Annotated in this window: 10 protein-coding genes; 3 read left to right on the top strand and 7 right to left on the bottom strand. The window is 43.1% G+C overall.

What is annotated here, in order from left to right; all coding sequences use genetic code 11:
* Together ALW18_04720 and ALW18_04715 are read left to right on the top strand one after the other, a co-directional pair.
* Window positions 1-393, top strand: a complete 393-nt coding sequence (locus ALW18_04720; GenBank protein AOE51881.1) for a biopolymer transporter ExbD — start codon at window positions 1-3, stop codon at window positions 391-393.
* 7 nt (window positions 394-400) lie between these two features.
* Complete coding sequence (locus ALW18_04715; GenBank protein ID AOE51880.1) at window positions 401-1,312, top strand: hypothetical protein; 912 nt, start codon at window positions 401-403, stop codon at window positions 1,310-1,312.
* A gap of 69 nt (window positions 1,313-1,381) precedes the next feature.
* On the opposite strand, the gene ALW18_04710 is transcribed toward ALW18_04715, so the two are convergent.
* The 5 genes from ALW18_04710 to ALW18_04690 all read right to left on the bottom strand — a co-directional run bounded on the left by ALW18_04710 (window position 1,382) and on the right by ALW18_04690 (window position 5,875).
* On the bottom strand, window positions 1,382-2,326 hold the full coding sequence (locus tag ALW18_04710) for a diacylglyceryl transferase (GenBank protein ID AOE54309.1): 945 nt from the start codon (window positions 2,324-2,326) through the stop codon (window positions 1,382-1,384).
* 94 nt (window positions 2,327-2,420) lie between these two features.
* On the bottom strand, window positions 2,421-3,362 hold the full coding sequence (locus tag ALW18_04705; protein AOE51879.1) for a diacylglyceryl transferase: 942 nt from the start codon (window positions 3,360-3,362) through the stop codon (window positions 2,421-2,423).
* 63 nt (window positions 3,363-3,425) lie between these two features.
* Window positions 3,426-3,671 carry a hypothetical protein gene (locus tag ALW18_04700; protein ID AOE54308.1) on the bottom strand — a complete coding sequence of 82 codons (246 nt, stop codon included), beginning with the start codon at window positions 3,669-3,671 and terminating at the stop codon, window positions 3,426-3,428.
* An 8-nt stretch (window positions 3,672-3,679) separates the two neighbouring features.
* Complete coding sequence (locus tag ALW18_04695; protein AOE51878.1) at window positions 3,680-5,164, bottom strand: cysteine--tRNA ligase; 1,485 nt, start codon at window positions 5,162-5,164, stop codon at window positions 3,680-3,682.
* Between the two features lie 39 nt (window positions 5,165-5,203).
* Complete coding sequence (locus ALW18_04690; protein AOE51877.1) at window positions 5,204-5,875, bottom strand: GTP cyclohydrolase; 672 nt, start codon at window positions 5,873-5,875, stop codon at window positions 5,204-5,206.
* Between the two features lie 356 nt (window positions 5,876-6,231).
* Here ALW18_04690 and ALW18_04685 point away from each other — a divergent pair, with 356 nt between their 5' ends.
* Window positions 6,232-12,594: a hypothetical protein gene (locus ALW18_04685; GenBank protein AOE51876.1), complete on the top strand. Its 6,363-nt coding sequence runs from the start codon at window positions 6,232-6,234 to the stop codon at window positions 12,592-12,594.
* 246 nt (window positions 12,595-12,840) lie between these two features.
* On the opposite strand, the gene ALW18_04680 is transcribed toward ALW18_04685, so the two are convergent.
* Together ALW18_04680 and ALW18_04675 are read right to left on the bottom strand one after the other, a co-directional pair.
* Window positions 12,841-13,347: a hypothetical protein gene (locus ALW18_04680; GenBank protein AOE51875.1), complete on the bottom strand. Its 507-nt coding sequence runs from the start codon at window positions 13,345-13,347 to the stop codon at window positions 12,841-12,843.
* A gap of 76 nt (window positions 13,348-13,423) precedes the next feature.
* Window positions 13,424-14,617, bottom strand: a complete 1,194-nt coding sequence (locus ALW18_04675; GenBank protein ID AOE51874.1) for an aspartate aminotransferase — start codon at window positions 14,615-14,617, stop codon at window positions 13,424-13,426.
* Window positions 14,618-14,719 lie beyond the last annotated feature (102 nt).

Below are 14,719 nucleotides of genomic sequence, written 5' to 3'. Positions count from 1 at the left end.
ATGAGAGTTAAAAGAAATAAACGTTTTCATGCGGAAATTGCTGCGTCGGCACTTAGCGACATCATGTTCTTTTTGCTACTGTTCTTTCTTATTATCTCTACACTGGCAAACCCTAACGTAATTGATCTGGCTTTGCCAAAAGCAGATTCTAATAAAACAACAGACAAAGCGCACGTTACAATATCTGTAACGCCTGAGAAGTTGTATTTTATAGATAAGCAGCAGGTGCCTTTTGAAGAATTGGAAGGTACGCTTATGGCCAGGATTAGCGAAAGCGGAGATAATGTGGTTATCGTGAGGCTGCCTAAGGAGCTTCAGGTGCAGGATATGGTAGATATATTGCAGATAGGACAGAAGAATAAACTGAAGTTTTCCATCGCTACTACTAAATAATTGAGTTATGGCTAACTTAACAGGAGAAGAAAAAAAATCATTAGTAATTACCACGATAAGTTTCGGGGTGTTATTGCTATTGCTTTTTATTATAAAATATACGCAAAAAGCCGACCTTGTCGATCTTTCAGAACTTGAAGGCGGAGGTGGAGGTGGCGGTGTAACCGTTAACTTCGGCGACAGCGATGTCGGATCTGGTGCGGATTTTCGCAGTGAGGTGCTTAACGTGACCGAGAAGGTAAAACAGGTACCTCAGGCATCGACACCTGCAGATGAAGAGGAAGTTGTTGCAAGTGACCTTGATGATGCGCCTACGGTTGTAAAAACAAAGCCTGTAGAGAAGAAAGAACCGAAAAAGGTAGAGACGAAGCCGGTTGCTATAAAAGAGAAGCCACACCCATCTAAAACTACTTCTGATGCCTTGTCAAGTATTCTTAACGGAAACAATAAAGGTGGCGATGGTGATGATGGCGTTGCAGGCAATAAAGGTAAAGCCGGGGGTGATAAAAACTCAGGCAGTTATTACGGCGATGGCGGAAGCGGCGGAGGAACAGGTGGCGGTAATGGTTCCGGTAACGGAACAGGTACAGGTCCGGGTTCAGGAAGCGGTTCCGGTGGTGGTAGTGGTGCTGGTCGTGGTACAGGGGTAGGTAACTATCAACTGGCAGGAAGAAAAAACCTGAATACGCCTAAGCCGCAGTACAGATGTAACGAAGAAGGTACTGTAGTAATAACAATTACGGTGGATAAAAGCGGAAGGGTTATAAAAGCAGAGCGTGGAAGAGGTACTACCAATTCAGCACAATGTCTTTTTGACCAGGCGAAACAGGCTGCTTTAGATACTAAATTTGAAAGCAGTGCTTCAGCTCCGGATACGCAGGTAGGTAAAATTATCTACAACTTTAAATTGACGGATTAACTCTTATTGAGGATATAAAACAAATAAGCCACGCATTGCGTGGCTTATTTGTTTTCCGGAATGTAATACTTATAATGTTTCGGTTCTGTTCTTCGCGGTAAATACCAAATAGAATCCTACCAGTATAAATGGTATGCTTAACCATTGTCCTGTTAATAGTCCACCCGGAAGGTCGCTTTCTATACCTCCCTGGCTTTGTTTTACAAATTCAACGATAAAGCGTACGGCCCAAAGAAGAATAAGGAATACACCAAAGATAAGTCCGTGTTTTTTTCGGGCATCAGTTTTCCAGTACATATAGTAAACAATTGCGAAAACAATAACGTATCCGAATGCTTCGTACAACTGCGCAGGGTGTCTGTAAGGAATTTGTTCCAGTATAGATGTAAATTTGGGGTTGTGCTCTATCATTTCATAAGCTGCATTTGCATTTTGCTCTCCTGTAATCTGCATAGCATGGCTTTCTGATAATCTGTCTTCGCCTCTTATAAATTTAACGGCTGTAGGAACATCTTTTGTGGTTTCGCTACCCAGTATTTCAGAGTTTACAAAGTTAGCAAGGCGTATCAAAACTCCACCACTGGTAACAGGTAAAGCAACCCTGTCCATTACCCACAAAAAAGGGCGATGGATTACTTTTCGGCTAAACCATATCATTGCCAGGACAACGCCTATTGCAGCGCCGTGACTGGCAAGTCCTCTAAAGCCTGTAAATTCGAATTTCGGATTAAAACTAACGGGCAGAAACACACTGAAAAAATCTTTAGTGAACAGTTCAGATTCGTAAAAGATCACATGGCCCAAACGTGCTCCAATCATTGTAGCGACCAAAGTGTAGATAAATAGTTTGTCAAGTTTTTCGGTAGATTCACCTTCACGGTCGAAGACTTTCTTCATAATAAACCATCCAAGGGCAAAGGCGGCCATCCATAAAAGGCTGTAAAAGTGGATTGTTATAAAACCCAGATCGATCCCCTTAGGAGGATTCCATACAATGCTTAAAGCGTGTGTCATTTTAATAGTAAGATTTTCGGTAAAAATAGGTAAAGCCGATAGATATGAAAGGCTTGAAGGCATAAAAAAAACCGCCTCGTGGCGGTTTTGTATCTTATAAAGTCTCTGTCCTGTTCTTTGCGGTAAATATCAGGTAAAAACCTGCAAGGATAAACGGTATGCTTAACCACTGGCCCGTTAGTAATATTGGGTTTTCTCCTTCAAAACCACCCTGACTTTCCTTAACGAATTCAACAAAAAAACGTACAGCCCAAAGTAGTACAAGGAATACACCGAAAATAAGACCGTGTTTTTTACGTGCATCGGTTTTCCAGTACATATAATAGATAATTGCAAATACAACTACGTAACCTGCTGCCTCGTAAAGCTGGGCAGGATGCCTGAAAGGTATCTTTGCAAATATATCGGTAAACTGAGGGTTTTTCTCCACAGCTTCGTATGCTGCGTTGTAGTCCTCTATTTTGGTTCGAGCAACGACCTCGCGTTTGCCTAACCATTCTTCACCACGTATGAATTTTATGGAAGTTGGTGTATCTGCAGTTGTTTCTTTACCAAGTATTTCACTATTAAAGAAATTACCCAGCCTAACAAAAATACCTCCGCTGGTTACAGGGATTACAACCCTGTCAAGCATCCATAACAATGGTCGGTGAATAATTTTTTTACTGTACCATATCATTGCAAGTATTATCGCTATAGCGGCTCCGTGGCTTGCAAGCCCGGCAAATCCTGTAAACTCAAATTCAGGTTTAAAACGTACCGGTAAAAGTATTTCGGCAGGGTGCTGGCTAAAGTAAGCCCAATCATAGAAAAATACATGTCCAAGTCTTGCGCCTAAGAGTGTAGCGATAAGAGTGTAAATAAATAACTTATCCAGTTTTTCAACCGATTCTCCCTCACGGTCGTAGATCTTTTTCATTACGTACCATCCAAGTCCAAATGCTATAACAAAGCCCAGGCTATAGTAACGTAGCATAATTGGCCCAAGGTTAAAGCCTTCAGGCTGATTCCATATGATGCTTAAACTATGTATCATGTAATTTATATTTGTGCTGTAAATTTAAGTAAATGTGTCCGTCTCCAAAGTTAATAACTTCAACTAATGGTTATGATTACATTCTTTCTGCGGAACCGGATCATAACCGCTGCCACCCCAGGGATTGCAGCTTGCAATTCGTTTTAGGCTAAGCCAGCTCCCTTTAAATAGTCCGTGCATCCGTAATGCTTCAATAGTGTATTGAGAGCAGGTAGGGGAGTAACGGCATACGCCGGGAGTTAAGGGCGATATAGCCACCTGATAAAAGCGAACCAAACCTATAAAAGGAGCTGTAAGTAAGCTTTTGATAGTCAAAATTATTGATTTACAGAAAACGTAGTACCTTCCTTAGAGTCTTTCAGTTCTATGCCAAGATCGGTAAGTTTGTTTCTTATTTGGTCGGATAAGGCAAAATCTTTATTGGCACGCGCTTCATTACGCATGCCTATAAGCATGTTTACCACACTTTCAAGTTTGTCGTTACTTCCTTCTCCGGCAGCTTCGTTTTTAAGGCCTAATATATCAAAAACAAAGGCATTCATCGCTTTAGATAGTGTCTCAATATCCTGTGCGGTAAGTGTTTCTTTTCCATCCTTTAGAAGGTTGATATATTTAACAGCTTCAAACAACTGAGCGATAAGTATAGGGCTGTTAAAGTCATCATTCATGGCATCATAGCACGATTGCTTCCACGCTGCAATGTTTAATGTTGAAGTTGCTGAATCCTGTACCTCTTTTATGTTCTCTAAAGAATCCATAAGGCGGTTAAAACCTTTTTCGGCTGCTACAATAGCATCGTTAGAGAAATCAAGTATACTACGGTAGTGTGCCTGAAGAATAAAGAAACGTGTTACCGATGGCGTAAACGATTTACTAAGCTTATCATTGTTTCCGGAAAATATCTCCCTTGGGAGGATATTATTTCCAGTAGATTTAGACATTTTTTTGCCGTTAAGCGTAAGCATATTGGCATGCATCCAGTAATTCACCGGAGCTTGTCCTGTACATGCTTCGTTTTGTGCAATTTCACATTCATGGTGAGGGAACTTAAGATCCATACCTCCGCCATGTATATCAAAATGATTACCAAGATATTTGGTGCTCATAGCTGTACATTCCAGGTGCCATCCCGGAAAACCGTCTCCCCACGGCGATGGCCAGCGCATTATATGTTCCGGTTCTGCCTTTTTCCAAAGTGCGAAATCCTGAGGGTTTCTTTTTTCGTCCTGTCCGCTAAGGTCGCGGGTATTAGAAATCATATCTTCCAGATTTCTTCCGCTTAGCCTTCCGTAATCGTGAGTTTCGTTGAATTTTACTACGTCGAAATAAACAGACCCGTTAGACTCGTAAGCATAACCATTTGCAATAATTTGCTTTACCGTTTCTATCTGCTCTATAATATGTCCTGTAGCGGTAGGCTCTATGCTTGGAAGAAGATTGTTGAACAATTCCAGTATCTGGTGAAAATCTACCGAATACTGTTGTACAATCTCCATTGGCTCAAGTTTTTCAAGTCTTGCTTTTTTAGCGATTTTGTCTTCGCCTTCATCAGCATCGTCTTCAATGTGGCCTACATCGGTAATGTTACGCACGTATCTTACCTTAAAGCCTAAATGCTTAAGGTATCTAAATATCAGGTCAAAAGAAATAAAAGTTCTACAGTTTCCTAAGTGAACATTACTGTATACGGTTGGTCCGCACACATACATACCCACAGCACCTTCATGCAGGGGAACAAATGTTTCTTTTTCACCACTTAGTGTATTGTAAAGCTTTAAAGCCTGATTTTGGTATAAATGCATAGTTTGTTAGATTGAAGACTAATATATTCTCAAAGATATTTAAAACTGTGTATCCAGTTTAATATAATCTAAAAATTCCCTTCTTACACTTTCTTCTTTAAATCTGCCTCCAAATTCAGAAGTAACAGTGCTGCTTTCGATATCGCGTATTCCGCGGGAGTTAACGCAAAGGTGTTTCGCATCAATCACGCAGGCAACGTCTTCAGTGTTAAGTACTTTTTTAAGTTCCTGAACAATTTGTATTGTTAGCCTTTCCTGAACTTGCGGTCTTTTAGCAAAATAATCAACAATACGGTTCATTTTACTAAGTCCAACAACATTACCATTAGAAATATAAGCAACGTGAGCTCTGCCTACTATAGGTAAAAGGTGGTGTTCGCAGGTAGAGTACACGGTAATGTTTTTCTCAACCAGCATTTCGTTGTACTTATATTTATTTTCAAAGGTAGATGATCCCGGTTTTTTCGCTGGGTTAAGTCCGCCGAATATTTCTTTTACAAACATTTTTGCAACACGGTTGGGTGTGCCTTTAATGCTATCATCGGTAAGATCCATGCCCAGGGTTCTTAATATGCTTTCAACATCCTGCTTAATAGCAGCAATCTTGTCATCATCAGACATTTCAAAAGCATCATCACGTAAAGGAGTTTGAGCGCTTGTAGCAAAATGGTTATCTCCAATCTCGTCTTTAGTATCGTCGTTATGGGTCATTATATAATGTTTATATACGGTATTGTGAAAATTAATGGGGGCAAAGATAACTATAAAAGTTGATTCTAAATTGATACATATATAGGTTATTCTGTACTTACGCCTAAAATGTAGTTGATAGTCTTGTCTAATTATTAAGAAAAGGTAAAGTCCATATAAATATACTTTACAAAAAATTATAACTTTTTTTGAGCTTTAGGTAGGGTATTTAACCGCTTACCTGTTATCATATAAAAAAATAAAACTTTTTTTGTTTTTTTTGTGTCAAATTTGTGTAATTTTCGCGTTCCAAAAATTTAGCCCAAATGAAGAATAAGTACCTATTATTGCTTTTGTTCAGTTTCATTAGTTTAAACATGTTTGCCCAGCCGCAACCAGATGTTACTGTATACACGGGAGCTCCGATTTGTAAACCCGGTGACTGTACAACCCTAAATGCTGTTTATTTTGATACAGGGGCTACAACACAGTACAAGGTTGATGAGATACCATGGTCGCCGCCTTTTAAATTTGACGGTACAGATGGTGGGGCAGTAGAGTCTATTAAAATTGATGATATATGGTCTCGTGTGCTGGATTTACCTTTTAAATTTTGCTTTTACGGGCAGATGTATGATAAGGCACTTATAAATACTAATGGAGCTATTACTTTTAGTATTGCAGGCGTTGTGCCTGGTGGGCAGTATCAGCCATCCCTTCCGGGTGATCCTACAGCTATTCCGCCAATTCCTGCTGTTAACTCTCAGGCACCATGGAATTTACAGGGTGCTAATCCTCCGGCGATAACTAATTATTCTATTTTTGGAGTTTTACAGGATACGCAACCCGGCGATGAACCCAGCATAAAAAATCCGGTTGATCACAATATCCTTTGGAGTGTTAAAGGTGCGGCACCCAACAGGGTTCTTGTATTCAGTATTTTTAATACAAAACATTTTAGTTGTCCAGACGGTAATACGATGACAAGTATGATGGTGTTGTATGAAACCACTAATGTTATCGAAGTTTATATTAAGGATAGAGAGTTTAGCACCGGTTGTACCTGGAATGAGGGAAGAGCTGCTGTTGGTGTACGTAAGGATGCAACTACATCTCTATACGCTCCAGGAATGAACAATATTAATTTTACCGCGCATAATAGGGCAATGAGGTTTACTCCTGATGGTCCCAGTGTTGTTGATATCAAATGGTATGACGCTGCAAATCCTACAGTATCGATAGGATCGGGGATGCCTTTTGAGGTTTGCCCTACAGAGCCAACTACTTATATAGGACGAGCTACTTACACTATGTGTGATCTTTCTACTTATGTTGTTGAAGACGAGGTGGATGTAGAAACTGTTCCATTTGAGTTTAATGATGTCGATGATGTTGTGATCTGTACTGATGAACCTGTGGCGACTGTAGATTTAACGGAAATTAATGATCAGGTACTTAACGGACTTGATCCTGATTATTATATGCTAACTCTTTATGCTACGGCTGAAGAGGCGCAGATTGGTTGGCCTCCTATGAGTACTGCTGAGATGCAGAATTACGTTATTAATCAAGGTGAAGAACGTACGTTATATGGTAGAATTTCGGACGAAATTGCAACCGGCTGCCGTGTGTATTTCGAATATAAAGTTAAGGTAAGCAATTATCCTACAGCTACAGAACCAGTCGATATCCAGAAATGTGATACAGACAATAGTGGTTCTGAAGTGTTTGACTTAACAATTAGGAATGCCGCTATCTTAAGTGCCCTTACTCCTGCAACGGACTATGCGGTTACCTATCACACTACTTTGCCGGGAGCTAATGATAATGATCTTTCAATTCCGGATCCAACGGCTTATACTTCTACAGGTGGTACTGTTTTCGCACGTGTTAGCAATACTAAGAGTACAACTTGTTTCGATGTAACATCGTTAGATCTTATACTTACACCAACACCACAGGCTGTTGCGCCTGATGATGCATTTGCTTGTAGTAATGTTGGTTATACCTTACCTGTTCTTGCAACAGGAAATTATTTTACCGCTCCCGGAGGAGCCGGTACTCAGTTAGCAGCAAATTCTACTTTATATACTTCTCAAACCGTATATGTTTTTGCAGCTTCTAACTCAACACCTGAAAATTGTACAAGTGAAGACAGTTTTGTTGTAACTATTTATCCTGCACCTGTTGTTCAGGAACTTGCAGATGTTGCTGCTTGTGACGGATATGAATTACAGCCATTAACTGTTGGTAATTACTACACCGGCCCAGGAGGAACGGGAGACCTTCTTCCTGCAGGAACTATCATAACCGAAACCCAGACAGTTTATATTCATGCTGTAACCGGAGATGCTACTACGGTTTGTACAGATGATTCTGATTTCGTAGTTACGATAAATAATGCCCCAACCATAGTTGAGCCCACTGTATTAGAAGCATGCGAAGTTGACAATGCAGGTTTTGCCACTTTTGATCTGACCCAAAGAAATGCCGAAGTGCTAAACGGTCAGTCGGGATTAACTATTACATGGTACCCAACATTGAGTGATGCACAGCTAAATGTAAATGCCATCCCGGACCCATCGAGCCATTACAGCAACTCGACAGTGGTATATGCAGGTGTAGTACAGGAAGGCACCACAACAGGCTGCCGCAGCATAGTACCGCTGACACTGATAGTACACCCACGCCCGGCTGTACCTGTTGTAAGCCAGCTTACCCTGTGTGATGACAACAATTCACCTGACGGTATAGAAGAATTTGACTTAACCTTAAACGACGATGCAGCAAGGGGCGGGGATGCGAGCCTTACGGTTCAGTATTACCTTACCCAGGCAGACGCACAAAACAATACCAGCCCGATAACAACACCGCAGAACTATCCAAATGCAACCCCTAACCAGCAGACAATCTGGGTAGGGGTAGCAACAACCTTTGGCTGCCGCAGTGTATCTTCATTTACCATTTTAGTAAACCCGTTACCTGTATTAAGCACCGACCCTGCAGACTTCATTGCCACCGAGTGTGAAGAACTGCCTGGCGAGGCTGATTTTGACCTTGATGAAATTGCAACAGCGGTAACGGCAGGCTCAGCAAGCTATGTGGTGTATTTCTACCAGACAGAAGCCCAGGCACTGGCCGGTGGCGCTGATTTTGAACCGGGCCCAACCTACCTGTCAGGCGATGCCGATATCTGGGCCAGGGTAATTAACCCTACCACGAACTGCGTAAGGGTAGCCCGTGTGGAGTTAAATGTCATCCCTGCACCTATTGCCACCACCCCTGCGCCCATTGCAGAGTGTGATGACAACAACGACGGCTTTGCAAGGTTTAACCTTGTACCTACAATGCAGGCTATTGAGGCTGCTATCCCCGATGTAACGGTAAGCGCCTTTGAGACCCAGAGCGATGCCGACCTAAATGTAAATGCGATACCGTCACCCGAGGCCTATGACAATATCGTAGCAGGTACCCAGACCCTGTACCTAAGGGTACAGTCGGACCTTACGGACTGCTATGATACGGTAACCCTTGTGCTGATTGTAAACCCAAGGCCTGATGCCCACAGCCCGGCGCAGCCTTATGCGCTGTGTGATGACGGTACCAGCGATACTGATGGCATAGCCCATTTTAACCTGAACAGCCAGAGTGCTGAGATACTTGCAGGCTTAGACCCTGCGCAGTACACAGTAGACTATTACACCGACGCTGCAGCTACACCTGCCAGCCTTATCGGTACACCGGGCAACTACCCATCGGCAACAGCTACGGTGTATGCCAAAGTAACCAATACAGCCACAGGCTGTTTCTATATCGTAGCGGTACGCCTTGTGGTGAATGCCCTTCCGGTGCTTATTACCAATGAGTACAGCTACTCGCTGTGTGATACCACACTGCCGGCCAACAAAGAGACCTTTGACCTTACCACTACCATCGATAAATTCATCACCGATGAAAACCTAAACGGTGTAGCGGTAACCTTCCATACCACCCTTGCCGATGCGCAAGGGGGCACCAATGCCCTTACCGACGCCCAGGCACAGGCGTATGAGAACACTTCACAGGTACAGAGCCTTTATGTGCGCTTTACGGTAACCACTACAGGCTGCTTCAGGCTTGGCTACCTTGATATCAGGGTAGAGCCGCAGCCGGTACTTACCCTTCCCTCACAGGATGAGCTAACGGTATGTGATACCGATGGCAACGGTATCGGTGAGTTTAACCTTGAAGCCTTAAAAGAAACCCTTGCCAATGGTGATACAAGCCTTGTGATCACCTTCCACCTAACGGCGGAGGAAGCACTATCGGGGGCCAACCCGATCGGTAATACGACCGACTACAGGAATGACCACCCGGGCACACAAACCCTTTGGGTAAGGGCAGTGAGCAGTACTACAGGCTGCTTTAACACCACGCCATTCCCGGTTACCCTTATAGTAACCCCTGCACCGCAGGCACCAAAGCTACAGGATATCACCCTTTGTGATGATACCGACAACAATGGGCAGGACGGGGCGCTAAGGACAGACCTTACAGTATATGAAACACAGATAAAAGAAGCAGTAGCCCCTGTGGAAGTAACAATCACCTATTACCTTTCCAAGGCTGATGCTGATGCGGGTAGTAACGGTATTGCCAGCCCTGCAAGGCACATTGCCAGGGATGGGCAGGTGATCTGGGTAAGGGTAGAGAATACCGCAGGCTGCTATAGCCTTACGAGCTTTACCATCCATATCAACAAGCCACACCAGTTGGTAACCCCAACACCCCTTGCCGTATGTAACGAGGCACTGCCAAATGACGGTATTGCAGAATTTGACCTTACACAAAAAGACGATGAGATACTGGGCCCTGATGGGGTAGGCATGGACTACGTTGTAGACTACTTTACCACCGACCCAAAAACAGACAGCACCGCCGTGGCAATCGCTGACCCTAAGGCGTATGTAAATACAGACAGCAATGGAGCAGCCCAAAACCCAAGAACGATCTGGGTAAGGGTAACCACCACCCAAGGGTGTGTTAGCTATACCACCCTAACCATAAGGGTGCTTCCGCTACCTGTACCCAACTTTAACCCAGCCCCACTTGAGGTATGCGACCAGGATACTACAGAGGTAGGCAGTGAGCCCTTTGACCTGACCCTTGCACAGGATGATATCCGCAACAACGGTACTAACTACCTGTTCAGCTATTATACCACAGAAGAGGATGCCCAGGCAGGCACCAATGCGATACCTGACCCAACCAGCCACAACAGTGCCAGTGGCAGTGTATGGGTAAGGGTTGAGGCCAATACCAATAACCCATCTGATTTGAGGTGCTTCCAGATAGTGGAGCTTGAACTAATAGTGAACCCACTGCCACCGATAGCCGACCTTGCCGACTATGGTATCTGTAACGACACCCCTGCATCCCCGACAGCCTTTAACCTGAAGGAGTATGTAGAGACAGCCCTTGGCGGTAATACAGGTACCATTTACACTATAGGCTACTTTAGCGATGCAGCCCTTACCACACGTGCCACGCCAATAACAGGGTATGTAGTAACAGGCAGTGCAACGGTATACATAGAAGTAGTGAACAACGACACAGGGTGCAGGATCGTAAAAGAGCTTGAGCTTATCGTAGAGCAGCAGGCAGTAGCCAACCCTGTGGCAGACCCTGCGGCGGTATGTGATACCGACGACCAGAATGACGGCAGGGCCTCAGGATGGGATTTAACCCTACTTGCACCTGAAGTACTTGGCGCTCAGGACCCGGCTGTGTTCCTTGTAAGCTATTACGATATTGACCCGTCTACAGTACCTGCACCGCAACCGATACAAGACCCTGAAAACTATACCAACCAGACTCCGGAGAGCCAGGTGATCTGGATCGTAGTAACCAACAGCGATACGGTACAGGACACTCCATGCAGTGCCACCACTACGGTAACCCTAAGGGTAGAGCGCAGGGCAGAGCCTGTTATCACCACAGCAGATGGCAGCGATACAGTATGTATCGAATGGGGGGCAAGCGAAGGCGAGCTGGAACTTAACAGTGGTGTAGTACCAAACGGGCACACCTATCTTTGGTACAAAGACGGGGTACTGCTAACCGATAGTGATGACTCAGGAAGCTACATCGCCAAAACAGGCGGCGTATACACCGTAGTAGTAACGGGCCCTGCGCCACTGGAATGTGTGTCGGATGAATCGGCAGGCTTTACGGTAATCGAATCAGGGCAGGCATCAGCAATAGGCCAGGGGTACTATGTAACCAACTACTTTAGCGATAACCAGACCATAACGGTAACCATAGAAGGAAACGGGGAGTACACCTACCAGCTGGATAACGGCCCAAGGCAGGAATCTCCGGTATTCACCAATGTATCCCCGGGCTACCACACGGTTACGGTATGGGATGAGAAAACAGATTTTCCATGCCAGGAGCTAATCTTAAATGGGGTAAGCATTGTAGACTACCCTAACTTCTTTACCCCTAACGGTGATGGTTTCCATGACACGTGGAACATCATAGGGTTGAGTGGTACAGGATCGGTGATCTATATCTTTGACCGCTATGGCAAGCTTATCAAACAGATAAGCCCGGACCTTGAGAGCAGCGGATGGGACGGAACACTAAACGGTACCCCGGTACCGGCAACGGACTACTGGTTCACCGTTACCTACCCTGAGTTTGATGGCACCACAACGGTAACCAAAGAATTTAAATCGCATTTCTCACTGAAGAGATAAACAAATAGAAAACCATAATAACTAAGAACCCCGGACAGCGAAAGCTGCCCGGGGTTTGTTTTTATAAGTAATGTAAAAGTTAAAACGGCAGAAAAAAAGTTTAAAGAAAGTGTTACAGTTTGTGCCTAGCCCTGATAGAGGCGGCATCCTGCCCGGCAAGGCCAAAGGGCAGATACAGCCGATAGCAGGAAATAGCTTTTAATAAATGCGCTTAGATGGGCTTTATAAAAAATATCTTGCTTAGGTTTATTCTGGTCTCAGCCAGTTTACCATATAAGGAAATGCAGTTTCCGAATTTTGTAATGATTCTTCGGGAGAATTTGCCATTTTAAAATATTGTAAAAGAGGTAGTCCGATATAATTACCGCTAGTGAAATTCTCAATAAACCAATCGGAGCTATCTTTATAACCATTTCCATGAAACACAAATTCAGGTGGCAAATCTAAATGCGTAACGGCTGCAAATGACCATAAGATCGCTGTAATTTCATCACCCATTGTAGGCCAGTCGGCAGGCATCTCATCACTTCCTATAAGTTGCCTTTGTAGCAGTGGGGTTACTGCAATATGGCCTGCTTCGTGAAGAATATCCCCGGGATATAACAGCTTCTTCATATCAATATATATAGTATTAGGCCCAAGCATTAACCCCGGCAGGAAAGTTGTCTGCGTTAACTCTTTTTCAATAACTTCTATGCCTATAGATTTAAGAAAATTGATTACTTTATTTAATTGATACTGCTTGCTATACACGATATTAAATTTAAATATTTAATATAAATGTAATAAAAAAGCCTCACAATTGTGAGGCTTTAAAGAGTAAGCAATATTATTTGCTGTTGTATTTTTTAAGAGCGTCGGCAAGTATTTCTACTGATCGTACCAGATCTTCTTTTTTAAGAACGTAAGCAATTCTTATTTCGTCAAGGCCAACGTTTGGTGTAGAGTAAAAGCCAGCCGCAGGAGCAACCATTACTGTTTCTCCATTTAAATCGTAAGATTCAAGAAGCCATTGCGCGAATGCATCTGCATTTGCTATAGGCAGCTTTGCTATACAGTAGAAAGCTCCTTTTGGAGTTGCAACTTTAACGCCTTCAATCTTATTAAGCTCGGCGATTAAGGTGTCTCTTCGTTCTTTATATTCTTCGATTACTTCATCGAAATAACTCTGAGGTGTTTCAAGGGCTGCCTCACTTGCAATTTGTGCAAAGGTAGGAGGGCTAAGACGCGCCTGTGCAAATTTCATTGCAGTAGCCATCACATCTTTATTTTTAGAAACGATACAGCCTATCCTTGCGCCACACATACTGTAACGTTTAGATACTGAATCAATCATTATAGCATTGTTTTCAATACCCGGAACATTCATTACAGAGTAATGCTGGTCGCCATCGTAAGTAAACTCACGGTATACTTCATCTGCAATTAGGAAAAGGTCGTGTTTTTTAACCAGTTCTGCCAATTGGTGTATTTCTTCCTGGGTATATAAGTATCCTGTTGGGTTACCCGGATTACAGATAAGTATGGCTTTGGTTTTAGGAGTGATAAGTTTTTCAAAATCAGCAATAGGAGGAAGGGCAAAACCTTCGTCTATCGTTGAAATAACCGGTACAACAGTTACCCCCGATGCTACAGAAAATCCGTTGTAATTTGCATAAAACGGTTCAGGGATAATAATTTCATCGCCTGCATCCATAGTGCTTCCTAAAGCAAACATAAGTGCTTCAGATCCGCCGGTTGTAATTATGATGTCCGGTGTGCTAACGCTAACACCATGGTTTGTATAATAATCAGCCAGTTTAGTCCTGTAGCTTTCAAAGCCCGCAGAGTGGCTGTATTCTAATATTTTTACAGTATTGTTTTTAATAGCTTCCAGCGCCACTTCGGGAGTTTTAATATCTGGCTGGCCAATATTAAGGTGGTATACCTTATTACCTTTCTTTTTTGCTATTTCTGCATAAGGAACCAGTTTCCTGATAGGAGATTCAGGCATTTGCCTGCCTTTATTAGATACTTGAGGCATTGTATTTTAATTTTATAATGATTGGCGCAAATTTGCAACTTTTTTTAGAGATTTAATAATTTTGATAGTGTCAAATTTTTTATAGCATAACAATTGATAATA

Source organism: Flavobacterium psychrophilum (assembly GCA_001708385.1).
In the GTDB taxonomy this organism is placed as follows: Bacteria; Bacteroidota; Bacteroidia; order Flavobacteriales; family Flavobacteriaceae; genus Flavobacterium; species Flavobacterium psychrophilum_A.
This window is presented reverse-complemented; position numbering and strand designations above follow the sequence as displayed.